Origin of the sequence: Pseudomonas sp. MYb193, from assembly GCF_002966775.1 — a bacterium.
In the GTDB taxonomy this organism is placed as follows: domain Bacteria; phylum Pseudomonadota; class Gammaproteobacteria; order Pseudomonadales; family Pseudomonadaceae; genus Aquipseudomonas; species Aquipseudomonas paracarnis.
In genome coordinates this window covers 1,696,541-1,720,496 of the sequence record NZ_CP023269.1, presented here as the reverse complement: position 1 = coordinate 1,720,496, position 23,956 = coordinate 1,696,541, and the positions used below count along the sequence as shown (strand labels likewise).

21 protein-coding genes, 1 tRNA gene and 2 pseudogenes are annotated in these 23,956 nt (G+C 47.0%); 7 read left to right on the top strand and 17 right to left on the bottom strand.

What is annotated here, in order from left to right; all coding sequences use genetic code 11:
- The first annotated feature begins 4 nt into the window (after positions 1-4).
- On the top strand, positions 5-1,090 hold the full coding sequence (locus CLM72_RS08065) for an alkene reductase (protein WP_057391219.1): 1,086 nt from the start codon (positions 5-7) through the stop codon (positions 1,088-1,090).
- Between the two features lie 119 nt (positions 1,091-1,209).
- On the opposite strand, the pseudogene CLM72_RS08060 reads toward CLM72_RS08065, so the two are convergent.
- Positions 1,210-2,392: pseudogene (locus CLM72_RS08060) on the bottom strand (IS3 family transposase).
- Positions 2,393-2,476: 84 nt separating this feature from the next.
- On the opposite strand from CLM72_RS08060, the pseudogene CLM72_RS08055 reads away from it, so the two are divergent.
- Positions 2,477-2,770: pseudogene (locus CLM72_RS08055) on the top strand (integrase core domain-containing protein); the annotation flags it as partial.
- A 114-nt stretch (positions 2,771-2,884) separates the two neighbouring features.
- Here the strand turns inward: CLM72_RS08055 and CLM72_RS08050 are convergent.
- The 6 genes from CLM72_RS08050 to CLM72_RS08025 all read right to left on the bottom strand — a co-directional run bounded on the left by CLM72_RS08050 (position 2,885) and on the right by CLM72_RS08025 (position 9,514).
- The gene (locus CLM72_RS08050) at positions 2,885-3,775 is read right to left on the bottom strand and encodes a LysR family transcriptional regulator (protein ID WP_105226126.1); all 891 of its coding nucleotides are present in this window, start codon (positions 3,773-3,775) and stop codon (positions 2,885-2,887) included.
- 350 nt (positions 3,776-4,125) lie between these two features.
- On the bottom strand, positions 4,126-5,646 hold the full coding sequence (locus tag CLM72_RS08045) for an MFS transporter (protein ID WP_043095463.1): 1,521 nt from the start codon (positions 5,644-5,646) through the stop codon (positions 4,126-4,128).
- Positions 5,647-5,661: 15 nt separating this feature from the next.
- Positions 5,662-6,870 (bottom strand): HlyD family efflux transporter periplasmic adaptor subunit, encoded by a 1,209-nt coding sequence (locus CLM72_RS08040; protein WP_105226125.1) that lies wholly within the window; start codon positions 6,868-6,870, stop codon positions 5,662-5,664.
- A gap of 234 nt (positions 6,871-7,104) precedes the next feature.
- On the bottom strand, positions 7,105-7,692 hold the full coding sequence (locus tag CLM72_RS08035) for an isochorismatase family protein (protein WP_105226124.1): 588 nt from the start codon (positions 7,690-7,692) through the stop codon (positions 7,105-7,107).
- An 88-nt stretch (positions 7,693-7,780) separates the two neighbouring features.
- Positions 7,781-8,518 (bottom strand): pirin family protein, encoded by a 738-nt coding sequence (locus tag CLM72_RS08030; protein WP_052156434.1) that lies wholly within the window; start codon positions 8,516-8,518, stop codon positions 7,781-7,783.
- 384 nt (positions 8,519-8,902) lie between these two features.
- A complete protein-coding gene (locus tag CLM72_RS08025) occupies positions 8,903-9,514 on the bottom strand; it encodes a glutathione S-transferase family protein (protein ID WP_023123891.1) in 612 nt (203 codons plus the stop codon).
- Positions 9,515-9,552: 38 nt separating this feature from the next.
- Between CLM72_RS08025 and CLM72_RS08020 the strand changes: the two genes are divergently transcribed.
- Entirely contained in the window at positions 9,553-10,410 is an 858-nt protein-coding gene (locus CLM72_RS08020; RefSeq protein ID WP_023123892.1) for an alpha/beta fold hydrolase, read from the top strand.
- A gap of 356 nt (positions 10,411-10,766) precedes the next feature.
- Here the strand turns inward: CLM72_RS08020 and katA are convergent, their stop codons facing one another.
- Positions 10,767-12,209: a catalase KatA gene (katA, locus tag CLM72_RS08010; protein ID WP_105226123.1), complete on the bottom strand. Its 1,443-nt coding sequence runs from the start codon at positions 12,207-12,209 to the stop codon at positions 10,767-10,769.
- Between the two features lie 439 nt (positions 12,210-12,648).
- A complete protein-coding gene (locus CLM72_RS08000; protein ID WP_105226121.1) occupies positions 12,649-13,047 on the bottom strand; it encodes a hypothetical protein in 399 nt (132 codons plus the stop codon).
- Between the two features lie 283 nt (positions 13,048-13,330).
- Here CLM72_RS08000 and CLM72_RS28720 point away from each other — a divergent pair, with 283 nt between their 5' ends.
- From CLM72_RS28720 to CLM72_RS29525, 4 genes are all read left to right on the top strand, one after another.
- Positions 13,331-13,594 (top strand): hypothetical protein, encoded by a 264-nt coding sequence (locus tag CLM72_RS28720; RefSeq protein WP_146120492.1) that lies wholly within the window; start codon positions 13,331-13,333, stop codon positions 13,592-13,594.
- Positions 13,591-15,594: a hypothetical protein gene (locus CLM72_RS28715; RefSeq protein ID WP_146120493.1), complete on the top strand. Its 2,004-nt coding sequence runs from the start codon at positions 13,591-13,593 to the stop codon at positions 15,592-15,594. Before CLM72_RS28720 ends, CLM72_RS28715 begins: the two co-directional genes overlap by 4 nt.
- Before the next feature lie 752 nt (positions 15,595-16,346).
- On the top strand, positions 16,347-16,481 hold the full coding sequence (locus CLM72_RS29200; protein WP_256595318.1) for a hypothetical protein: 135 nt from the start codon (positions 16,347-16,349) through the stop codon (positions 16,479-16,481).
- Positions 16,482-16,583: 102 nt separating this feature from the next.
- Positions 16,584-16,922: a colicin E1 family microcin immunity protein gene (locus CLM72_RS29525; RefSeq protein ID WP_371920442.1), complete on the top strand. Its 339-nt coding sequence runs from the start codon at positions 16,584-16,586 to the stop codon at positions 16,920-16,922.
- Between the two features lie 24 nt (positions 16,923-16,946).
- Here CLM72_RS29525 and CLM72_RS07990 read toward each other — a convergent pair whose 3' ends face one another.
- The 8 genes from CLM72_RS07990 to bamC form a co-directional block, all read right to left on the bottom strand.
- Positions 16,947-18,239, bottom strand: a complete 1,293-nt coding sequence (locus CLM72_RS07990; RefSeq protein ID WP_105226119.1) for a colicin-like pore-forming protein — start codon at positions 18,237-18,239, stop codon at positions 16,947-16,949.
- 194 nt (positions 18,240-18,433) lie between these two features.
- Complete coding sequence (locus tag CLM72_RS07985) at positions 18,434-19,327, bottom strand: hypothetical protein (RefSeq protein ID WP_105226118.1); 894 nt, start codon at positions 19,325-19,327, stop codon at positions 18,434-18,436.
- 47 nt (positions 19,328-19,374) lie between these two features.
- A complete protein-coding gene (locus CLM72_RS07980; protein ID WP_105226117.1) occupies positions 19,375-19,866 on the bottom strand; it encodes a hypothetical protein in 492 nt (163 codons plus the stop codon).
- A gap of 57 nt (positions 19,867-19,923) precedes the next feature.
- Positions 19,924-20,235: a hypothetical protein gene (locus tag CLM72_RS07975; protein ID WP_105226116.1), complete on the bottom strand. Its 312-nt coding sequence runs from the start codon at positions 20,233-20,235 to the stop codon at positions 19,924-19,926.
- 918 nt (positions 20,236-21,153) lie between these two features.
- Positions 21,154-21,243: transfer RNA gene (locus CLM72_RS07970), tRNA-Ser, on the bottom strand.
- A gap of 83 nt (positions 21,244-21,326) precedes the next feature.
- On the bottom strand, positions 21,327-22,040 hold the full coding sequence (gene purC, locus CLM72_RS07965) for a phosphoribosylaminoimidazolesuccinocarboxamide synthase (RefSeq protein WP_105226115.1): 714 nt from the start codon (positions 22,038-22,040) through the stop codon (positions 21,327-21,329).
- Positions 22,041-22,067: 27 nt separating this feature from the next.
- Positions 22,068-22,826, bottom strand: a complete 759-nt coding sequence (locus CLM72_RS07960) for an MBL fold metallo-hydrolase (protein ID WP_105226114.1) — start codon at positions 22,824-22,826, stop codon at positions 22,068-22,070.
- A gap of 4 nt (positions 22,827-22,830) precedes the next feature.
- On the bottom strand, positions 22,831-23,946 hold the full coding sequence (bamC, locus tag CLM72_RS07955) for an outer membrane protein assembly factor BamC (RefSeq protein WP_032892980.1): 1,116 nt from the start codon (positions 23,944-23,946) through the stop codon (positions 22,831-22,833).
- Positions 23,947-23,956: the final 10 nt, after the last annotated feature.

Sequence of the window (23,956 nt, the reverse complement as noted above, 5' to 3'; positions counted from 1 at the left end):
TGTTATGAAAAACTCTCTCGAGCCACTGTTTTCTCCTGCTAAGGTAGGCGCACTCACGCTAAGGAACCACATGGTAATGTCACCACTGACACGCAGCCGCGCTGGCAAGGGAGACACAGCGACTGCGTTGATCGCCGAGTACTATCGGCAGCGTGCCACAGCCGGCCTTATTATCACCGAATCTTCGCAAATCTCAGCCCAAGCCAAAGGCTATCCACGCACGCCGGGAATATTCAACAATGATCAAGTCGAAGGCTGGAAGCTGGTCACCGACGCCGTCCATGCTGAAGGTGGCCAGATATTCCTACAAATCTGGCATACTGGTCGTCTGTCACATCGAACCGTGCAACCTAGTGGCGCCTTACCGGTAGCTCCGTCAGCGATTAAAGCCGAAGGGGACATCTTCACACCTGAAGGCCTCAAAGCGTTGGAAACTCCGCGAGCGCTAGACATTCTGGAAATCCCAGGCATCGTCGAAGACTTCCGCAGGGCCGCCGCAAATGCCAAACTGGCTGGATTCGATGGAGTAGAAATCCACGCGGCCAATGGATACCTTATTGATCAGTTTCTGCGTGATGGCACTAATATTCGTACGGACTCCTATGGTGGCTCGCTAGAAAATCGTGCTCGTCTTCTCAAGGAAGTAGTCGAGGCGGTAATCCCCATCTTCGGCGCCGACCGTACCGGCGTCCGACTCTCACCAATATTCGACGGTTTTTCTATGAGGGATAGCGACCCTAGAGGGACATTTGGTTATGTCGCAGACTTGCTCTCGAGATATGGACTAGCCTACCTGCATGTTTTGCAGTACGGCGCGGGCGAGTTTGACTTCGTTGAGCTCAAACAACGCTTTGGAGGAACCTACATCGCCAATGGGGGTTACAGTGCCGAGCGCGCAGCACAGGCAATTAGATCAGGTAATGCCGATCTAGTATCGTTCGGCACGGCGTTCCTCGCCAACCCCGACCTAGTTAAACGATTCAAACATGGCGCACGGTTGAACGAGGCAGATAAAGCAACCTTCTACCAGGGCGAAGGGCGAGGTTACATCGACTATCCGTACCTAGAGGAACTCAAGTCAAAGAGCTGATAATTGCGAGCAGGAGGTACTATCTATGGTAGATTACAAAATAGATGTGAATCACCCTGTAGTGGTCAACTGGACTTGCTCCTATCAAACCGGACACCAACACCCCGTTAAGTTGATGCCTACGCCAAACGCCTGAATTCCCGAGGCGAGCGGTATTTCAGTGCGCTGTGCGGATGTTCCTCGTTGTAATGCTCGAAGGCAGTGGCCAGGTTGCGCAGGGCCGTCGCCCGATCAGGCTTGGGCATGTGGCGGATGTAGTCGCGCTTCGTGGTCTTCACGAAGCTCTCCGCCATCCCCTCTGCGGGCTGCATACTGGTGTTGCCAGGGGCAGCAGGTCGATCTGTCGGGCAAAGGCTCGGGTCTGCTCGGCGGTATAGGCCGAGCCGTTATCGCTCAGCCATTGCACCGGCGACGCAGGCAGTTCGCTACCGAAGCGTTGCTCGACGGCTTCCAACATCACATCGCGGACGTCGTCGCCACAGTAGCCGTTTGGGCTGGCCACCCAACTGATGGCCTCGCGGTCGCAGCAGTCCAGGGCGAAGGTCATGCGCAGTTTTTCACCGTCCTCGCAGCGGAACTCGAAGCCATCCGAACACCTGCGGGTGTTACTCGTGTCCACCGCGACACGACCTTCGTGACGCCGCGCCACACCTGGCTGTTTGCGCCAGCGTTCCAGCAACAGATCATGGCCTCGCATGACGCGATACACCCGCTTCACGTTGACCGGTGGCTGGGCCTGCTGCTCATGCTGCCGACGCAACAGGCCCCAGACCCGCCGGTAGCCATAGCTGGGCAACGCGCCGACGGCCTGCTTGATCTGCTCGACCAGGGCGACATCGTTGAGCACCCGGCGGCGACGCGGCCGCAGCCCTGGAGCGGGTTGTTTGAGTCGAGCCGTCAATTGCGAGCGCGCCACACCGAGACTCTCACTGACCACTATCACTGGTCGTCCCCCAGCAACAAGGGGGAGTGCGCAATCCATTTTCGCGAGCGGGCGATCTCCACCGCTTCCTTGAGGATCTCGGCCTCCATGGTTTTCTTGCCCAGCATCCGTTGCAGTTCGCGGATCTGCTTGAGGGCATCGGCCAACTCGGAAGCGGACACCACCGCTTCACCGGCACTGACTGCCGAGAGGCTGCCGTCCTGGTAGAGTTTGCGCCAGTAGAACAATTGGTTGGGATTGATGCCGTTGCACCGGGCCACCACCTAGACGCTTTGCCCGGGCTCCAGGCTCTCGCGCACCATGGCCAGTTTCTCCTCGACGCTCCAGCGGCGACGCCGCTCCTGGCCGAGCACTTCGATGCTTTTGTCTTTTCATAAACACAGTCGTTTGCCTATCCCTTATGGTAAGGGGGAAATGGTGCCCTGTGTTTCAAGGGGCTCGTTCAATCCACCCAGTACGCCAGCCGCCTGTTTCGGCAACAACTCTGGCGCTACCGGATGCAGCAGAGCATGAGCCGCTGAGGGAACTGCCGAGACAATTCGCCGATGGAGCGCCTGTTCCGCAGTCTGAAGTCGGAATGGATTCCGGCGACCGGCTACCTGACGGCGCAGGAGGCCCAGCGGGACATTAGTCATTACTTGATATATCGCTACAACTGGATCAGGCCACATCAATTCAACGCCGGCACCTGCGGTGGACGAAGAAAAACTCAACCCACTGTGCGGGATGGGTTGACCACTACAGTAACGCCTTGCCATACAGGTCTCCAGCCAATCATGGCGGCGATTCTACCCGTCGGCTTTTCGTACAGAACCTAGATTCGGGAAGACCTTTCAGATATCCACTAAAAACTAACTTAGCCCTGATCTAAGCCCATCACACAAAAAATCTATAAAGCTTGATATCTTAATTGGACTCAATCTGTTTTCGGTTAATGCATATACAGATAGTGACTTACCTCTCCACTCGGGCAAAACCCTTACCAGCGCACCATCAGAGACTTCTCTCCTGACCACTCCGGGCGATATCATCGCAACCCCCTCCCCCATAAGAGCTAAAGTTTTTAGCATTCCTATGCTATTCATAAGAAAGCGCCCCTTCAGCTCAACTTCCACCTCTTCATTTTCGCTCAACAAAGCCCAATACTTTCTTTCCTGTGGCGTATTCATTATCAAGCACTTATGAGAGCAAAGATCACTAGGAAACCTAGGATATCCATGAACCCTCAGATATTCAGGAGAGGCATATAAGTAACGAGGAATATCAATCAGATGTCTAGCTATCAAGCTGGAGTTCTGTTGCTCACCAAGCCTTATCGCTACATCCAGAGGCTCTCTTGCCAGATCAACCTGGCGGGGGGTAAGATCAAATTCAAAAAAAATATCTGGATACGCTTCTGAATACTTAATAATCAGTGGAATTATATACGCCATTGAGAAATCTACAGGCATTGAAACTCTAAGCAAGCCAGAAGGTATAGACGCCATATCACTTAAACTTTGGTTTGCAATACGAGCCTCATCTATTATAGGCTTACATCGTTGATAGTAAATATTACCAAGCTCCGTAACCTCCAAGCTCCTAGTGGTTCTCCTAACTAGCCTGACTCCTATCTCTTTCTCTAGAACAGACAATCTTCTCGACAATGTAGAAACAGGTATCTTTAGTTTTTCAGCCGCTTTTCGAAGGCTATTCTGCCGAACGACCTCCACGAAAAGCTCCATATCATCAAGCCTCAACATGCTAGCCACCCAGTTTTTTGTTGTAGTTCAAGCATAAAAGTATAGAATTTTTCCAAAAAATGTATTATACATATAAAAACCACGCCCCTATAAGAGAAAAACCATGGACCAATTACATCGGAAGACGCTAACAGGCTGGGCTTTAACTCGAATCGAAGATAATGTATTGAACCTCGCACTATACGCCATGGTGCCCGGTACAAATCAGCGTATAACTGTAGCCAATCTACAACTTACCAGCTTACAAGCAAGGGCATTAGCAAAGCTTTTACTGAACACTATAGATCAAAGCTCTATGAACAACACCCCCCTCTAGAAAGGCAAGCCCTCCATATAAAAACAGTATCTCTCTATTTAAAAGTCCGCTGAAGCACTGAAATCAGCATAACAGCTAAGGAGACCCAGAAAACCAACCAGTAGTATTCAATCCCCGCCAGTAGAATAGCTTGTCGACTTAACTCTTGACTCTGTTGCAGCATCGCCATGGTAACAGCCTGTTTACTACCATGCGTAAGAGAAATATATTTTGACAACTCATCTATACCTCTACTATATGCAGGATCACTGGCAATCATATTAATATTCAAGTTCCCATACTGAACCGTCTGTCGCCACTGCATGAATATAGTTGCCCCCGCAGTCCCTACCGCTTGCACAATCTGCCCCAACATATTTTTCAGCTGATAGGCATGTGCAAATAGTTGTTCATCCCCCCCGAACTCCCTAAAAGTTTGCATCGCCGTAGTTCCCATCCCAGCACTAATAAAAAAACCACTCAACACTAACGCTGGCACGATATGAGTCCACACATCAACTACTGGCGAAAAAGAGCAAAAGATCCATGCATATATTGCAAGAGAGCCGAAAGAAAACACCCAATATTTTATAGGCGAAGGATATTTCGGCAAGAATAAACGCATGACAGGCATCCAAACTATCAGCGTACATAGAAAAGCTAAAGCTTGAAACTCACCTATAGACTCCCAATAATACCCCAACCCCTCAGCCAAGTACTGAGGCTGCACATAGTTATTCATACCAATCAATAGATAACATACACAGAACAGCCCAACTCCAGCCAGATATCGTTTAGTAGTAAAATCCTTTAAGCGGAGTAACGGCCTCGTACGTTGACGTTCAACATAGAATATCGCCCCTCCCCCTCCCATCGCCAGGACAGCAAAAAATATTAATATAGCTCTATCACTATAGAACTCATAGTAAGAGCGCTGTAGAAGATAGAGGGTAAAAAACGAAAACAAACCCAAAAGAAAAACGAATGAAAGACTACTACTAGTCCAGCTATCTCTAGGAATAGACACTTTCGGTGCATAGATGATAGTCAACAAAGCTACCGCACTTGCCAAAAAGAGTAAAACCCAGAACATAGCTTGCCAGTGCCCTGCACTGACTGTCAGTGCAGCCACCCAGCCCCCTCCCATGGTGCCAAGCAGAACACCCGTCGCAAAGAAGCAAATCCCATTAAAACGCAATTGGCTAGGTAGTGTATTTGCAAGGAGGCGCCCGATAGTCATAAATGCCCCCCCTCCCAAGGCCATAATAATACGTCCAATTGAAAAGCTCACTTTCCCATCACTGAAGCTACAAATCAACGCACCAAGTAGATACAAAGCAATTGAAGAAAGCACATAGTTCCTCCACCCAATACGCTCAATAAACCACCTAACTTTTGAAATAGAAATAACTGCGAAGCAAGCATATAAAACAGCAATAAAGCTATATTCTTCCGGACTTGCCTGAATCTCTCCACGAATAGGAGTCGAGGCAAAACCCAGCATACTAGATTCTAAAAACTGTATTGTTGCCAGCAGCAATACAGCAACATATAAAGAAGCATAACTAGTAGCCAATTCAAGCCTCTCAGGTCAAAACTTAGACGCAGATATCACACTCCCTTCATTGGCGCGAATTATCTCTTCCACATCCTCATTAGCATCATTTAACTCATTATCAAACACTTGCGTATGGTAGGAAGACTCCAAAGCAACATCCGTTCTAATAACCTTCCCACTAGCATTGCTAGTGTCTACAACCACATGCATGGATAATCCCACACGCAAAGGACTTCTTGCTACTTCACTTGGGTCTAAAGATACTTTGACCGGAACCCGCTGTGTAACCTTAATCCAGTTTCCCGTTGCATTCTGTGCAGGGAATAGAGAGAACGCACTACCAGTACCGGCATCAAGCCCAACAATCTCTCCGTGATACACAACATCATCCCCATATATATCGGCGGTTAGTTTAACCGGTTGTCCAATTCGAATATCTTTTAGTTGAGACTCTTTAAAGTTGGCTGTCACCCACAAGTCATTTAGTGGAACAACTGACATTAGTGCAACCCCGGCTCCAATATGTTGCCCGACCTGAACACTACGTTTAGTTACTGTCCCATCAACAGGCGCGAGAATAATAGTTCGTTTCTTCGAGATGTAAGCCTCTCGCAAGCTGGCTGCAGCAGCGACTACATCAGGGTGTGAACGTATCACTGTATTATCTACCTGAGCCAAACGCTGAGAAAGAAGTTGTTTAGTTGAGTCCTGAGCAGCAAGAGCATTCTTAAGTGCATTCTCAGCATGGCTGATTTCCTCACGAGAGAAAGCACCAATCGATGCGATTTTCATGCGCCTAGCTAAGTCAGCTTTAGCCTTTAAGACATCAGTTCGTACTCGTGCAAGATTCGCCTTAGCTTCAGAAACTTGCAAGTATTGTGAACGTACAGATCTTGCAGCTTTCGCAAGTGCTGCACCAGCCTTTTCATAAATAATTTCCTGATCAACAGGATTTAATACTACAAGTGATGAACCTGCCTTAACATAATCAGTGTCATCAGCATGTATTGCAACTACCGTTCCGTCAATTTGCGCCGTCACCTGTACAACATTTCCATTCACCTGTGCATCTTCAGTCCTTTCCACATTTAACTCGTAATAATACCAAAATACAGCTAACGCAACCAAAACAGCAACTACAGTTATTGAAAACAACCAAATACCTTTGCCGCCATCCTGGACAGGAGATACACCACTTTCCAATTGCGAGGAAATAGAGCTGGTAGAATTTTTATTGTCCATTACTCTGCTCTAAGAGACTGGAGAAAATACAGATCAACCTAACAAAAGACTAGATTGCTATAAAGGAAAAAATACAAAACCACCATTTGAGAATCTTTTCATATATAACGATTTTTCAACCGTATCAAATTAGCAAACTTATCAGCTAGAACCTATTTTATATAGCTACTATTTTTAAATTAAGGAGTATGAAGCAAAGCCCAGCAATATTGGTTACTGGGCCTTTGCATATAGTTAAGAGGCCATTAAGGCATTCTGAAGAATCTGCGCAAGCTGCCCTCCCTCTGGGGTAGCCCAGTTTCCTGCAAGCTCTGCAATAAGCTGATTAGTTCCAGTAAGAGTTACTCCATTTTTCTCCATTCGACGTAGAGCCATATCATCAGCAAACTTAGTTGGAGATGCGCCAGCATCAGCAACAACTTGTACTGAATACCCCTCAAGTACAAGGCTGAGTGCTGGGTAAACCGTGCAGACATCATTGGTAACACCAGCAATAATTATATTCTTACGGCCAAAACTCCGTACCGCCGAGGCAAAGTTCTCGTCATCCATGGAGTTAACTATACCCAGACGCTTTACACGAGCGGCAAACTCTTTTGGCAATATTTCCTGTAACTCTGGAAGAAGCGGCCCCTGAGCATGCTCCTCCATACTAGAGGTCAGAACAGTAGGCATTCTGAGGATAGCCGCTGCCTTAGCCAGCATTAATGCATTACGTTTGAGCTCTTCAAACGGTAGAGACTTTGCCCACCCCATAGTACCAATCTGGTGGTCAATCAAAAGCATGACAGAGTTTTCTGCAGTAAATCTTTTAAAAGACATAACATTTCTCCTCGCGCAAGTTAGAAGGCATACTACAACGTTTCAGATACCACTCACCTTCAACAACAAATCCTTTGAAAACCACTTCTTACTTAGCATGAATCGGTTCACCAACAAATACTACAACCCCCGCACGTCCATTATTCGACTTCAACTCTACAGTATACGACTCCATACTCCTCGACAAGAAAGCAACTTTAACGTCACAACCACCATATAACTCACCACCAATTTCAACCTCACCAAAGACCGGAATAACAAACGCTATTTTTCCTGCTTCAACTGGGATGGAAAGATAGCTATTTTCACCCAAAGTTATGTCAAGCAACGTTACATCGGTAGGTGGATCTAGAGGAGACTTAACACCGTGAAAACTACCTATAGGTATTCGCACTTCAGATCCCGGAAGTCGAATTACAGGAACCTTTTCAGGTTCAAGAGTCAACGGATAAGGCTCGACATCTTTCTGACGAGCATCTAAGTCAACAAAAATCTGTAAGGAATGTACTGTTTTATTCGACTCAGAAGGAATCTCCTCATGAACTATCCCTTTACCAGCAGTAGTCCAATGTACCCCACCCGGTCTAATTATATTGTCTGTTCCGATAGAGTCTCTATTATGGACCCCTGTCTCGGAGTCAAGAAAGAGATATGATACAGCAGAAAAGCCAGCATGAGTGTGAGGTGCAAAAGTAGGGGCACTCATCCAAGCATGGTCTACCCCAAGAAAGGGATCCAGCAAGCCTTGTGAACTACGCAACATATAAGCATGAAAGCCATCACCATGCTCTATACGCCGAACAGAAAGTGCAATAGGTGCGACCATTATAGTAAACCTCACCAAGAAAGCTGATTACAGATGGATTATGAACGTATCTGCGCACCCTATCTATGTTAGACAATAGTCCCGCCAACTTGAAGCGCTCATAAATAGGACTGGCTAAATCATTAACCATTTTAATACAGAGATAAAGATGCGATTATGAGTTACAGTTTTCCATTTTTGGACCAATCAAGATAAGCTGCATAGTCTCAGGATTTCGTCGGGCAGATAGAAAACCGTAGTTTACTGGGTTCCGACCGTCCGCCAGCACGCCTCCTGCTGCTTATCCAGCAGGAGCGTTTTGCTTCAACCAGGCCACCACACATCAGCCAAAGGCATCACGACTATTGACTTCCCCGGCGGAGACGTGCAGAAAGTAGTCACGCTCTATGCAATAGAGGCTTGAATAACCTTTCTTATAACTGCATCACTCTCCATCTTGGAATAGAACCGGGCCACATTAGGATACTCTCGCCATGTTTTTGGCAGCCGCTCAGTCCATCGAGTCATGACATACGCATATGCATCAATTACAGATCTTCGCCCTAGGTAAAGATGCCCTTCTTTACCGACAAGCTGGTCGAGATAAGCCAGTACCCGATCTATTCTTAAATATGCCGCATGTACGACATCCTCAAGGGCTTCAGGAGACTTACCATCCGTAAATCGCTGAGGTGTGAAGAAAGGCCAGAAAGATGGATGAAAATCACTAGACAAGAAAGACATTAACTCATTGAACCTTGAGCGATATTCTATTGTGTCACCGGGACCAATTGAAGCTGAAGGGTATCGCTCAGATATAAAATTCAATATAGCACTTGCCTGCGTCAGGACATGACCCTCTCCAGTATCCAACGCAGGAACCAACATAAGGGGATTTATCTGCTGAAACTCTCTGGAGGTGTAATCAACATTTATCACGCTATATTCGTCACCGGCCCATTCCAGTGCAATCCAGCACGCAACCGCGCAGGTTCCAGGCGCATAGAACAGCTTCATTTAGACCTCTCTTCTCTACTCAACTTTAGGGCTAGCATATGAAAAATGACACCAAGTCTATTCAACACAGTGCCACAGTTAACGGGGTACGTCTGCGTTATACCATTTCTGGCTCCGGAGAGCCATTAGTACTACTCCACGGCTGGCCACAAAGCATGAGAGAGTGGCGCCATATAACTCCCTCGCTTGCGTCTCGGTTTACAGTCATTGCTCCTGACATGCGAGGATTTGGTGAATCAGATAAGCCGAGCACTGGATATGATAAGAGAACGGTTGCCCAAGACATTTACGAGCTAGTACATCAACTGGGCTTTAAGAAAATTCATCTCGTCGGGCACGATATCGGCCTAATGGTTGCATACGAATATGCCGTCTCGCACCCAGACGAGGTAAAGAAACTAGTAGTTATGGAGGCAGCGATACCAGGTCTAGGACTGGAAGCTTTGCAAGACACTGCTCGCTTCCCACATCTTTGGCACTTTGGATTTTTCATCGCACCAGGAGTCGCAGAGTCGCTCGTTACAGGAAATGAAGAGATGTTCTTAAGATATTTCATCCAACATCTTGCTTATGATGCCTCAGCGGTTACAGACGAGGATATAAAACACTACTCCAATAACATGAAGTCACCTGGTGGATTAAGAGGAGGGTTTGAGCACTATCGCGCATTCAATGTCGATGCAATCAACAACAAGAAAAACTCATTAACAAAACTGCAAATGCCGGTGCTAGGCATTGGAGGCTCACACGGAATGGGTAGTCATGTGGGGGAACTCATGAAACCTTTAGCTAAAAACGTGCAAACCGCCGTTATTGAACGTAGTGGACACTGGATTCCAGAAGAGCAACCAGAACAACTAGCAAGCTTACTTTTAAACTTCCTAAATAGTAATTAATTCTATTTTTTATAGATCAAGCAAGAGCGCCACTCTTTAAAAGCCGTTGCTGCGAGCGGGGGCGTGCGGCAGCAACGGTGCAAGACAGCTTGCAAACCCAATTCTAGTTATGCTATATACAGTTGTTTCCCTGACTTTCTTCCGATTGCTTTTCCAAATACTCCTTATATTTTATAGCTTCGCTCTCACTCTGGTAGACTCCAACAAGTACATCTCCCTGATACACCTCCCAAAGATCAGCACCCACACCTTTGAACTCCCGACTCATTCTTTCTTGGTCGTGCTGCCTTACGAAAACTTTCATATAACTCACCTCTAACATTTAGCCTTCTCGCAGAAGCCATCCGGGCAAACCACTATCTAACTTTAAGTGCATCAGCAACACCCATCCCATACTCCAAGTCAACCTTAGAAAATAGAGATAATTGTCGGAGCTTAATCTGTTCTGGTACGTTACGGATGTCTTCGGCAATGTTGTTGAACAAGCGCAGCTTCTGTTCGTCGGTGAACAGACGGAACAGTGCCGCCGGCTGGCTGTAGTAGTCGTCGTCCACTCGATGGTTCCAGTGGTCCGCCGCGCCCTCCAAGCTCAGCGGCGGCTCGGAGAAGTCAGGTTGCTCCTGCCACTGGTTGAAGCTGTTCGGCTCGTAGGTGACACGTAATAGAGCGTTATTACCATCCACTCGCATACCTCCATCGCGGTGATAGACCTGGTGCGGGCAACGTGCCGCATTCACCGGGATCTGGTGGTGGTTGACGCCCAGACGATAGCGATGGGCATCGCCGTAGGAGAACAGGCGCCCCTGGAGCATCTTGTCCGGAGAGAAACCGATACCAGGCACTACGTTGGCCGGGCTGAAGGCAGCCTGCTCGACCTCGGCGAAGTAGTTGTCCGGGTTGCGGTTCAACTCGAAGAAGCCCACCTCGATCAACGGATAGTCGCCGTGCGGCCAGACCTTAGTCAGGTCGAACGGGTTGTAGCGGTAGGTCGCCGCATCCTTCTCCGGCATGATCTGCACGTACAGCTTCCAGCGCGGGAAATCGCCTTTCTCGATGCTCTCGTACAGGTCACGCTGCGAGCTTTCGCGATCCTCGGCGATCACTTCGGCGGCTTCGGCGTTGGTCAGGTTCTCGATACCTTGCTGGGTCTTGAAGTGAAACTTGACCCAGAAACGTTCATTGCTGGCGTTGATGAAACTGAAGGTGTGGCTGCCGAACCCGTGGATGTGCCGGTAGCTCTTCGGCAGGCCCCGGTCGCTGAAGTCGATGGTCAACTGATGCAGCGACTCCGGCAGGTGGGAGAAGAAGTCCCACTTGAAGGTGGCGTTGCGCAGGTTGGTGCGCGGATCACGCTTGACCACGTGGTTGAGGTCAGGGAATTTGAGGGGATCGCGCAGGTAGAACACCGGGGTATTGTTGCCGACCAGATCCCAGTTGCCTTCCTCGGTATAGAAGCGCATGGAGAAACCACGGATATCGCGCTCGGCATCCGCCGCGCCGCGCTCGCCGGCGACGGTGGAGAAACGCAGGAACATGTCGGTCTTCTTGCCGACTTGGGAGAAGATCTTCGCCCGGGTGTAGGGGGTGATGTCATGGGTGACGGTGAAGGTGCCGTAGGCCGCGGAGCCTTTCGCATGCATGCGTCGCTCGGGGATCACTTCGCGATCGAAGTGGGCGAGCTTCTCGAGGAACCACACGTCCTGCAGCAACATCGGGCCACGCGGACCGGCGGTCTGCACGTTCTGGTTATCGGCCACGGGAATTCCAGCAGCAGTAGTCAAACGTACTCCTGTTGACATCTTTATCACCTATTTAAGATTGGACGTTACAACTGAAACTATAGCTGAGTAGGTACCAGCAGATTAACACTAAAAATGGTAATCTAAATTCCAAAAACACCAAAATAAAAACGCAAAAAGTTAAGAAAACATCCTATCAAGCAACCTAGTCACAATACATTCAAGAAGACCGGGGCCATCTGCACAAGAAAAACGCAAATAGTCAAAATCTGAACCCTCAAATTCCGTGCATTGTGCTGCACAACGGCCAAGATGTAGGCGCGCTGGTAGCGGGGAAGCTCTACAGGTTCGATTCCAGCCTCACTGTGCAGAACCAGCATGCAGAGGCAGGATTCCTTGTGGATAACGTCCTATTCCAGCATGGAGAGCCAATAGGTTACCTTGAGGGCCGAAGGCTCATCATTGACAGCCGTAGCGAAGTTCTAGAGCTGGTGGAAGCCTAAACACCCTTCTCTACTCCACCGGCAAGCTGACTACGAGCAGCATCGAGTGATTCCAAAAGGCTCTGTGAATAGCTGACGGCATCAGCTAGAGCCAGCTCTGCAAAGCCCGTATCAACCTCTACGAACTTCTCCACAAACGCCCTGCAGTACTCCTGCCATTCCCCATCCTCAACCAAGGCGTAAAGCCCAAGCCAACAAGCGATTATCTGGTGTACGTGCATAGCATTCCTTGCAGCCTCTCCTAGTGTCCGTAGAAAGGCTTCGCGGTCATCAGAGACCGAGAATTCACGGAAAACCTGTAGGTGTTGATTCAGGTTAAGGACACACGTAGCCACGTCAAAATCAAGCTGAATGCGCTCCCTAGGGTTGTACCTGTTGCGTATCGGTCGAGACATGTGAGGGCGCCCTGGAAGAAGTCGATCTGATCCTAACTCCAGATCTCGCAGCGAAGCCACTTAGGAATCACAGAAAGCGAAAAGCCCGCATGATTGCGGGCCTCTCTAAAAACAAACCTAACTAACAAGCAGCGGACTTTACTAAAAGATGAACAACTTGCTGCTTGCCTTTACAGTTTAACATTTATATTTACAAATAAAGACAATAAATAATTTATTCTTTAAGATAATTAGATTTTCTTTTTTAAATGCTATTATTTAAAAACAACAAACCTTTACTAAAATGAAAATCAGATTATTTACCTTTGCAGCTTTAGCGTTGCTTTCGAGTTTATCCCATGCGAATGACTCAACTCAAAACAAATCAGGTAAACAGAATATATATGAACAAAACCTGATTGAGGCCACGAGACAAATTGTTGACTCAGTGGGTTTCGTTGATATGGATGCACAGTCACGTTCTTTTTTAAGCACAGACTTCAAAGGAATTCCTATTGAAGATTATGAAGACACAAACGATTACGACGCCCATATAGACGCTTCATGATTAACCACTTATCAATTAAAGCCTCAACAGAGGCTTTAATTTTGCCCAAAGGAAAAGTATGCAAACGGCAAAATGGTATAATTAAGCTAATAAACAAACCTTTAAATCATGCAAAAAACTATAATAGCCATATCAACACTTTCTGCTTTGTTGATAGCAAACACAGCATCAGCAGCAATTACATGGCCTGCCGAACAAACATACGAAGAATCATTAAGTTCTGGAATTTGGTTTCAGCCTTGCGAAAACCCTTCACAAGAAAAATGTTCAGAAGAATAAATACAGTAAACCCTGATGGAAGCGAAAACATTATAAATAAAGGAAATGGGGTTTACATAGACAACAAGAGCGGAGACGGATTTGAACAAATATCTAAATGCTATGAAACAAAAGATAGAGATTTAGAAAAATCAAAGACAATCAAGTCAACAGTAGAATCAATTTCGCAAAAATGCGAAAACCCTTTTGATACAGGGATAATAAATAAACGTCGTCAATTTACCGAATGGAATTCAGATAGAGTAAGCAGCAATTTTAAAACAAATTTTATTGTGACAATTTCTAACACTTGTGGACTAAACGAAACTAAGGTGTTTGATAACCCTGTTTGTGCAACAAAAAACCCAGAATACCCACTTGGCGCAATTTATGGCACCTGGACAAGAACGACAAAAGGTGGCGTATTGGGAGAATGGACTTCAAATCCATTTTATCCAGTTACGAACAAATGCTATAAAACTGTAACTGAAACCAAAAACCCTTCTTGCCCCGCTGGTTATACAGGGCAAATGACGCAATCAAGAACATACGATTTGTGGAAAACAGGCAGCACAAAAAATGATACAGGCTTTATCACAACGCAAGACACATGTTCAAAAACTGAAAATCAGCAGCTTGAACAAGAGAATTGCCTAGCAGTAAACCCAGCATACCCTTCGGGCACAACAAACGGTCTTTATTCAAGAACGGTGACACCAAAAGGGGTAACAAGCGATTGGAAATTAACGTTTCTTATTTCAAATAGTTGTTACTACATGAAAGACACAGTAACAAGCACAAATGAGGTTTCATGCCCAACAGGCCAATCTGGAAAAATCATAAGAGAAACGCATGTTAAACTAAAACAATATCTCTCTTTTTCACAGAATGATTCTTCATACATCGTTGAAAAAGAAAACACTTGTAAAGCGTCAGGCCCCGTCACTGTTGAAGTAAAACCCGGTAGCGAAACCGTAAGCTGTGATTCGTATTATGGAACACAAGCAGGAACGTACACAGGAAACGTTACCAAAACGGGCGACAACATCACAATCTTTGACCCCGTATCGGGCGCGACAAACACAACCTTTCAAGCGAAAAGCGAAGACACAACATCGTGCATAAAAGAAATCACAACGACTACGAAAGAAATCATTGAAGAAGAATGCCCAGCCGGATTTATAGGTAAAATCACAAAGTATTTAGTAAAAGCTGAAAGCTCCACTGGTACTGTTTATCCCTATGGAACCACGCCAATTCTTGATTCAAATACCTGTACTGCTGTTTCGGTAAGCAATGAAATAAACGCTCCTAGCACTGAACATTTGCAAGATTCAGTTCTTTCAAACTTGAGTTTCACCACAACCTCTATCTCAAAAAGCGATTTGATAATCGACCAACTCAACAAAATAGACACATCGAAGCTTGAAGGTAAAGCCTATGTAATGAATATAAATGCAGACAATTTAAGTGCCGGAGCTTTCGATAAAAACAAAATAAATAATCTTGTAAAAACATTTAAAACAAAATTAGGTCAATCAGCTAACGTAAAAATATCGTCAGTGCCAGTGACATTGGATAAATACATTAATCAAGATGGCTTAACACAATCTAGAATTCGATTAGAAAGATTATCGCTTTCTGGCACAAGCGTTAACAATGGCACGGTCACTGTTAAGTACGTTTCTCTTGCGAAATCAACACCTGAACATTTCAGCTTCACAGTAAAGGTCTTTGAATAACATAAGCCACCAACAGAAGCCCTACGGGGCTTTTTTTGTGCCTTGAAATCACCGCCATGAGCCGTCCTAACCTTATCCACACAAAGGCACACCCCAACCTTTGAAAGCTCTCAAATCAATCGACAGCCATCCCAAATAGGAATTCTGCAATTTTCTTGGCTTACGGGCTACTTTACAAAACCAAAATGGTATAATTCGATTAACAAACAACCCTTTACTAAAAATGAGAACAACATTAGTCCAAACCATAAAAAGATTAAACTTAAGATCTGACACCAATCCTTTCTATTTGGCATCCAATCTATGCATTTGCATATTTTTATCAGCTCTTATTTTTTCATTCATAATAGAAGCCTTGCTATTAGGAGACAAAAACTCCCTATACTTATATTCCCTTCACCAGATATTCATGTTGAGTCTCGTAACGGCCATTTATTTTCTTGCCCGCTGCATAGCCTACATGTTCAATTTATATACCTTGTTTCGAAAGACCCGCAAACATGAAAATAAGATTTTAAGAAAACTGGCAAAGTCGGGTTCAAATCTAAAAGACCCAAGAGTAATATCAAAAATCTCGGAGCGCTTCAAAAGGACCAATGCTAAAGACGATATTATATTCCTAGCAAAGAAAAAAGCTAAACACGAGAATCATATTATAAAGCGAATAGAAGACAGAGAACTCTTGAATAAACTGCATGAAGACTTAAGAAAACAAGAACACCTTAACAGCCTCGAAGTAAAAAGGATTCATGATGAGTACGAGGTTTCAAAAAACAAATGATTTTGTAATCGCTGAATTAATGATAACGCCAAAAGGAGTTATTTCTTTATCAAAAACAGTTTTTCAAGCAGGCTTTTGGAATCGCAATCGCCTGCGTATGGATTGAAATCGCACCTTGATAATGGCCCATTGCCAGTTGAGTAATTTGCTATAGTAAGAACGTGCATGGTAGCCATTAAATTAAATTGACTTTAAACGCGAGCAGACTTTGTATCTAAAATATTACGTTCAGAACTTGATAATCTCGGTAGGCATTTTTATTTTATTCTTTACCGATTGGTTTGGAGGGGAGGCATTCATAGAAAGGACGAACCCAATTTTTCTAACGCTGGGTGTATGCAGTGCTTTGTTATTCCCTTTTTCGCGGATGATAATAGAAAAAACGGCGCTTCGCTTCACTACGCGAGAATTCTGGACTACTGGCTTATTTACTGAGTCGCCAGGAAAAAATGGTCTGTATGCAATCTTTTATGTAGCCTGCACTATCCTAGCAGTCCCCATTTTTTGTTTATATTTAATTTATATGGCATTAAAAAAAGTGGCCTAAAAAGGCCACTTTTCCCTTTCTCTTTTAAGGCAGAATTGCGTTAAGTGCGTCGTTGAATTGCTTAACGTGCGCATCATCAATATATGCACTGACAAGTGCCATAATCAGAGCAAAAGCTACGATACCAACTGGTGTGGAGACGGTCACTCCAAAAGCAAAGGAAATTAGACCTGTAGCTGCAGCGCCCGCGAAAAGTGTTTCCACTTTCAGTACGGTATTGTTCCAGTCACCCGATGCGTAGCTTTTCTTCACCTCTTCTACCAAGTCATACGCATCCAAAGCTTTGCCTGTATAGCCAAACCCTTTTGCGAAGAGGTTAAGGTTTTGTGCCAACTCAGCTCGATCAAGCGAATCCAGAGCGTTCACGATGGCTGCACGATCTGCAGCACTGAATTTCTTATCCAGATGATCTTTGTATTGATCAAAAGCCTTCAAAGCCTCTGCAGCACTGCGAAGCGTTTTACCCTTTGCAGTTTCAGCCAAATCTGTGGCTAATGCCGACATTTGAGCGCCATATTTTTCACCGATTTCTTTGTAGAAATCAGCAGTGAATTTAATAGCCCCCTTAATTTCCTCCTCTGCCTTTGCTTGTTCTTCGGCAATACGTTTTGCTTCTGCTTCCTCTGCAGCTTTTTTGGCTGCCGCTTCAGCCGCAATACGTTCATCCTCTGCAGCCTGTGCTGCTGCAACAGCAAGGGTCAAGGTGTTAGACTTTTCAGTGAGAATCCGGATTTTTTCAACCAACTTTTTACTTTCATAAACGGCTGAAATCGAAGCGATAAAAGATCGATAGATTTCAATCGGCGTGCCTGGGCGCTTTCCGTTTACAATATCTGTTGCGAGAATTGCGGAATTCTTTTTGAGTTCTACTGCAAGAGGATCTCTTCCAAAATAAGAATTAGCTACTGCATTACTGTTAACCAGTAGCTCTTGTGTTTGTGCAACCAGCCCATCTACTACTGCTTTCTCTTTTTGGGCTTTTTCCAATTCACTCAGAAGGCTGACATCACCAAGTGCAGCGGCTACTTCGCTTTCAGTTTGGGTTGGAATATTTGGAAAATTCGCATTGTAGGCCGTTTCAATGTCCACCTGGGCACGAGCTGCTTTACCTGCAATGGGCAAAACATAATCCGACGAAGATCGAATACCAGGAAGACTCAGAAGGGTCTCTACGTCTGTACCAACCGGTACATCTACTGAATGTGGAGGTTGTGCGCCGGGTACTCCTGGTACAACAACAGGTGGTAGCGGAGGCGGAGGCGGAAGGGGGTCTGGTGTGATGATGATAGGGGGTAGCTCAATTCCATTTGTAGACATATGAATCTCCATGTGACTAGGCATAAATGAGAAATGCTCAAATCTTAAATTTCAGCAGTCCAAAAGCAGACTGTGTCCTGTTTTGTCTACATACAATCGTAGACGCCAGGCAAAACAACTGTACATAAACCCAGCTAATTGCGCAACCCGACATATGCATTAATGCATTTATCTTGTTGTGTTACCCTTTAAAATCAAAAGGTTATGATCTTCACGGCATGCTCAAATGCATTTTCCCTTGCTTTGACGTGTCCCTGCCTCATCAGGAAGGCCAACACGTCATCACCGCTGTAATGCTCTGCAAATGCTTGCCTAGCGACCTTCCTATCGATCACATCGTCAACCACAGCGTCACCAAGAAGCCTAGATTTGTACACCAGCGTTTCACGTAACGCATTTAAGTAGAAAGCGGTGTCATCAGGATTACCAGCTCCAACAGCAGGCGCTGTGAGCTTCATTCCCCTTACCTTCTGTATCTGAGCCACACATTCAGTGCAGGAACGCTTTAGCGAGCGATTACAGGTCACGAATGACCCTGTGCCATGGTGCTTGAATCCACCAGCGTGAATAGGTGCTTCAAGGCTCTTCGGACGAGGTACGCGCAAGGTGCTGACACTCTTGTTCAGAGCCCACACAAACATCTGTGCGTTGAATGCGAACTGGTCATCGTCCTTATGCTTGCCGATCCTACACACAACGTCATAGAGCTTGCTGTGAAGGCTTCCCTTGATCGTTGTTACCAGAGTGGGGGCAAAGCCAAGGCTAGCCAGGTCTTTGAGCTTTACGGACGTGACAGAGCTAATCGTGAGGTAGTGGAAGGTCTTAGACTTCGGGACAATCGTTACGTCATACCCTTCGATGTTTTTTGCGCTCATCAGCTTGAAAAGCTTGTCTGTGAGAAGGTCATCAGCAGTGAAAAACTGATCCTTCACCCCCTGCGCGTTGTAGGCTTTCAGGCAGAAAGCCGCCTTCTCTTTGGCAATCAAGGTATCTGTAGCGGGGTTGAATATGACTTGGAATTTGTCAGCTTCAAAGGATGCTAACTGGTTTGAAAAATGGTCGATTCTAGCTATTTTTGTTTTTGTCATGTTGTTCTCGTTTTTTGTTATTTCTCCTTGCGGAATATTATTGCTAATTAGAATGGGATGAGCCCATCTACACCCTCTTGCTTCATATAATTATTAAATTGCTTATATTTCTTGAATTTATCTTTACAAATCTGTCCATTTACCAAAGCAGCAGATCTAAAAGATTTGTTCAATGCGCTAGGCATCTTCATTTTCTCTTCAATACTACCTTTACAAGCAAACTGGACATTCACCTTAAAAGTCGTTTCACCACCAGTCCTATTACTATTTTTAGTTTCAATGAAATTCATATACCTCAAAACATTTAGGGATTTCTTACGAGTATTTTCAGAAACGTCCAAGTACTTATCAAGGTCATGGAGGTTAACTTTGCATTCATTAAATCTATCCATATTTTCGACTGCAGCCATCAGGATTTGCCCAGCCACTTTATCAAAACCAACCACCGCAATATAATAAGGCATTGCGCTCGTAAGAATCTGTGCGTAAAAATTCTTTTCTAATTTATTAAATGCTATACTATTAAAAGGGTTCTTCATCTCAACCTCAACTCATTAATTAGACTATTTGCCGCAGTCTTTTTATTTTTCCATCAATTAAAGGTTAAGGAACTTAACTTCAATCCACATCATTCCATGGGCTTTATCATGCTCAACAGCAATTAATTTCTGCTCAATTAAAACGTTCATGCATCTGCGTACATTTTCGCTTGTGCAATCCATCCACTTCATAATCTCTGCTTTGTCCGTATAAACGATATGAAAGCCAGTTTCTGTTTTATCAGCAGCAGTGCAGAGTTTTATCAATAGCGTATGCGCGGAGTGTTTTGTCAAAGCCACTTTACAAAGAGCTTCCAATGCTTTGTCAGAAGTAGGCAGTTTTATATATCTTCTATTCTCAATGTTCATGTCGATTATTATTTAGTTTGTTTTAATACAATAGCATTTGAAAAACACAAAATTGTGGTTTAAGCACAAATTTGTTGAAAAATATTTTAGCATGAGAAAATAAAGCATACTTTGGAGTACAATTTTTTGTACTCCAAAAAGAGAAATTCCACAAATATGTTGCAAAAAACCGTTTTAGAGTAAAGTTTTTTGTACTCTAAAATACCTTTAGAGTACAATTTTTTGTACTGTAAAGTCTCTACAGGCCACGGAAATCAAGGACTGAAAACCTATAGCGCGCGCGTATAATTTTAGATCTCATTAAAAGCCTAAAGGCGTCAGCAAACCAGCTATCGATAACTGGGTATTGGATCATGTATTAACCATTGAAATGCATTAGACAGTGCAATGTCTTTGGTTGATCCTTGAAGCTCATTCTTTTGTTTACCGTCCAGGCACTCGCTGCGCGAAATTGTTCAGCACTGCAAGCCCAAAACTTTGGATCATGCGTTTGTCGTTCAGCTACCCGCCAAGATACTTTTTTAATTAAAGCTATTCCTGCATTTCTGATGGTGGATTATCTGGCCTTGCTGGTTGGTCCATTGGGCTGAATCTCGTTCAGCTCAACACGATCAGATTATTTTCCCATGAGAAGGGCTGTGAAGCGTTTTGAGACGCTTATGACCCACCAACCTACCCTTCTGTCGTTTTCCGTACAAACTTCCCAGCACAGGTGTCCTAGGACGGAACAACCGTGGGTGACGAAAGGAAAGCGGGGGTTAAAGCCTTACCAGATCCGTAGGCACAGCAACTGAACAAATTTTGGTCAAAAAAAAGCCCCAATCCGAAGATCAGGGCTATTTTTTGGTACAAAGCGTTGGTACAAAACGCTTTATGTGACCTCTCGTAAGTGCTTGATTTACAAGAGCGTCAATAAAATGGCGGAGAGATAGGGATTCGAACCCTAGGTACCGGTGAAGGTACAACGGATTTCGAATCCGTCCCATTCGGCCACTCTGGCATCTCTCCAACGGCGCGCATCATAACAGCATGATTGATGGATGCAAAGCGCCGAAGCGATTTTTTTCCGTGCTATCAGATGCTTGCGTCGATTACAGCGGTACGCCGAGACGATTGGCGACTTCTTCGTAGGCTTCGATCACGTCACCGAGGCCCTGGCGGAAGCGGTCTTTGTCCATCTTCTTCTTGGTGTCCTTGTCCCACAGGCGGCAGCCGTCCGGGCTGAATTCGTCGCCCAGGACGATGGATCCGTCGTGGAATACGCCGAACTCCAGCTTGAAGTCCACCAGCAACAGGCCAGCGTCGTCGAACAGCTTGCTCAGCACGTCGTTGACCTTGAGGGACAACTCCTTCATGCGCGCCAGTTGCTCAGCGGTGCCCCAGCCGAACGCCACGACGTGGGATTCGTTGATGAACGGGTCGCCCTTGGCGTCGTCCTTCAGGAACAGTTCGAAGGTGTAAGGGTTGAGCTTGAGGCCCTCTTCCACGCCCAAACGCTTGACCAGGCTGCCGGCGGCGTAGTTACGCACGACGCACTCCACCGGGATCATGTCGAGCTTCTTGACCAGGCACTCGTTGTCGCCCAGCAGTTTGTCGAATTGGGTCGGGATACCGGCCACTTCGAGTTTCTGCATGATGAAGGCGTTGAACTTGTTGTTCACCATGCCTTTGCGATCCAGCTGTTCGATGCGCTTGCCGTCGAACGCCGACGTGTCGTTGCGAAACAGCAGGATCAAGCGGTTGGCGTCGTCGGTCTTGTATACCGACTTGGCTTTGCCGCGGTAGAGTTCTTCACGTTTTTCCATGATGGGCTCCGCTTTGAGTAAGGTGGGCTAGGCGATGTGTCGCCAGTCGAGCCCTGAATCTTGATCGGCCAGTTGCAGCCAGTCCGGGTCGCACCCGAGGGTGTCGACAAAACATTGCCGGGCAAGCGTCGGCAGGTTGTTCTTGCTGCTGAGGTGAGCCAGGACCAGGTGCTGCAGGTCTTGCCAGCCCAACTCATACACCAGGTATGCGGCCTGGTGGTTGTTCAAATGTCCCAGCTCGCCGCCCACCCGCTGCTTGAGAAAGTAAGGGTAGTGACCGCGTGCCAGTAGATCCCTGCAGTGGTTGGACTCGATCATCAAGGCATCGAGATCCCGGTAACCGTCCAGCACCTTCGCGCAATAGGAACCCAGGTCGGTCAGCACGCCGAAACGCCGCTGGCCGTCACTGAATACGTATTGCGTGGGCTCCTGGGCATCGTGGGCCACCGCGATGACATTGATGCTCAGGGCACCGATTTGCAGTTGCTCGCCACCGGCCAGAAAACCTGTCGGCTCAATAGGTTTGCGCATCCCGCGCAGCGTGCCGCGACTCAAGTACACCGGCAGATTGTAGCGCCGAGACAGCAAACCCACGCCATGCACATGGTCGGCATGTTCGTGGGTTACCAGAATCGCGCTCAGTTGCGTGGGGTGAACCCCCAGGCGCAACAGGCGCCGCTCGGTTTCCCGCAGGGAGAAACCACAATCGACCAGCACGTACGTGTCATCATGGGCGACCAGCGTACCGTTCCCTTGGCTACCGCTGCCGAGAACGGCAAAACGCATCGGATCAGCCCAGGTTGTCTTGAATCACGCCCAACACTTTGCGCGCTGTTTCAGCTGGCGCGACGGTGTTGATGTTCTTCTCGACGGTGACTTGCACGCTTTCGCCCACCTTGCTCAAACGAACCTGGTAACGCTCGGCACGGGTTTCGATCTCTTCCTTGGTCGGCGCGCTGCCGAACAATTTGCCGAAGAAACCTGGCTCATCGTCTTTCTTCTCAGCCTTTTCAGCCACGTTGATGTAGTACAGGCCCAGGCTGCGGTTGATGTCTTCAACGCGCCAAGGGCCCTGCTCCAACGCACGGCCAACACTGGCCCAGGCACGGTCGAGGTCTTCACCCAGGTTCAGCACGACGTTACCGCTGCCGTCTTCGGTGAGGCTGACGCGGCTAGGGGTGTCGTAATCACGGGCGGCGAGCAGGGAAACGGAACCGCCCTTCTCGGAGATACGGCTCATGCTGGCCAGCATCTCGTCGACCAGCGCGGCGTCGACGCCGGTGTTAACCGAGCGCGGCGTGAAGTCGACGTCAGCCGTGCTGCCGGCAGGCCGCTCGGCGCTGACTACATAGACTTCGCTGGTATTGCGCTGCACGCCGGGCTCTATGCGCACACGCACACGGGCTTCACTGTCGGCGGCTACACCGCCCGCCAGCAGGCGCTGGGCCATGTTGGCGGACAGCTCGCGACCTTGCTGCCATGCGGTGGTGAACTCACCGGTCTGCGGGCGTTGCTGGTCGAGGCGGAAACCGTTGTCCTGGAAGAACTGCACCGCCACCGGCCAGACTTCGGCAGGCGGACGCTGAGCCACGATCCAGCGGTTGTCGCCGCTCTTCTGCAAGCTATAGTCGCTGGCATCGGCCACGGCCATAATCGGCTGTGGGCGCGGCACTACGTACTCACCCTTGACCGTGTCGTCGGCGACGTTGCGTGGAATCGGCAACAATGGGTCAAGGCGCTTGGCGACATTGACATCAGGCGGCAGTTGCATCGGTTTGGTTGCTTGCGCTTCCAGGTAATCGCTGCCGCGGTCACGGAAGTAGCCTTCCGGGCCCCATACCCAACCGCAGCCACTGGTGCTGGAGATAATCAAGGCAAGTGCGGAAAGTCCGGCCAATCGCTTCATGCGTAGTGCT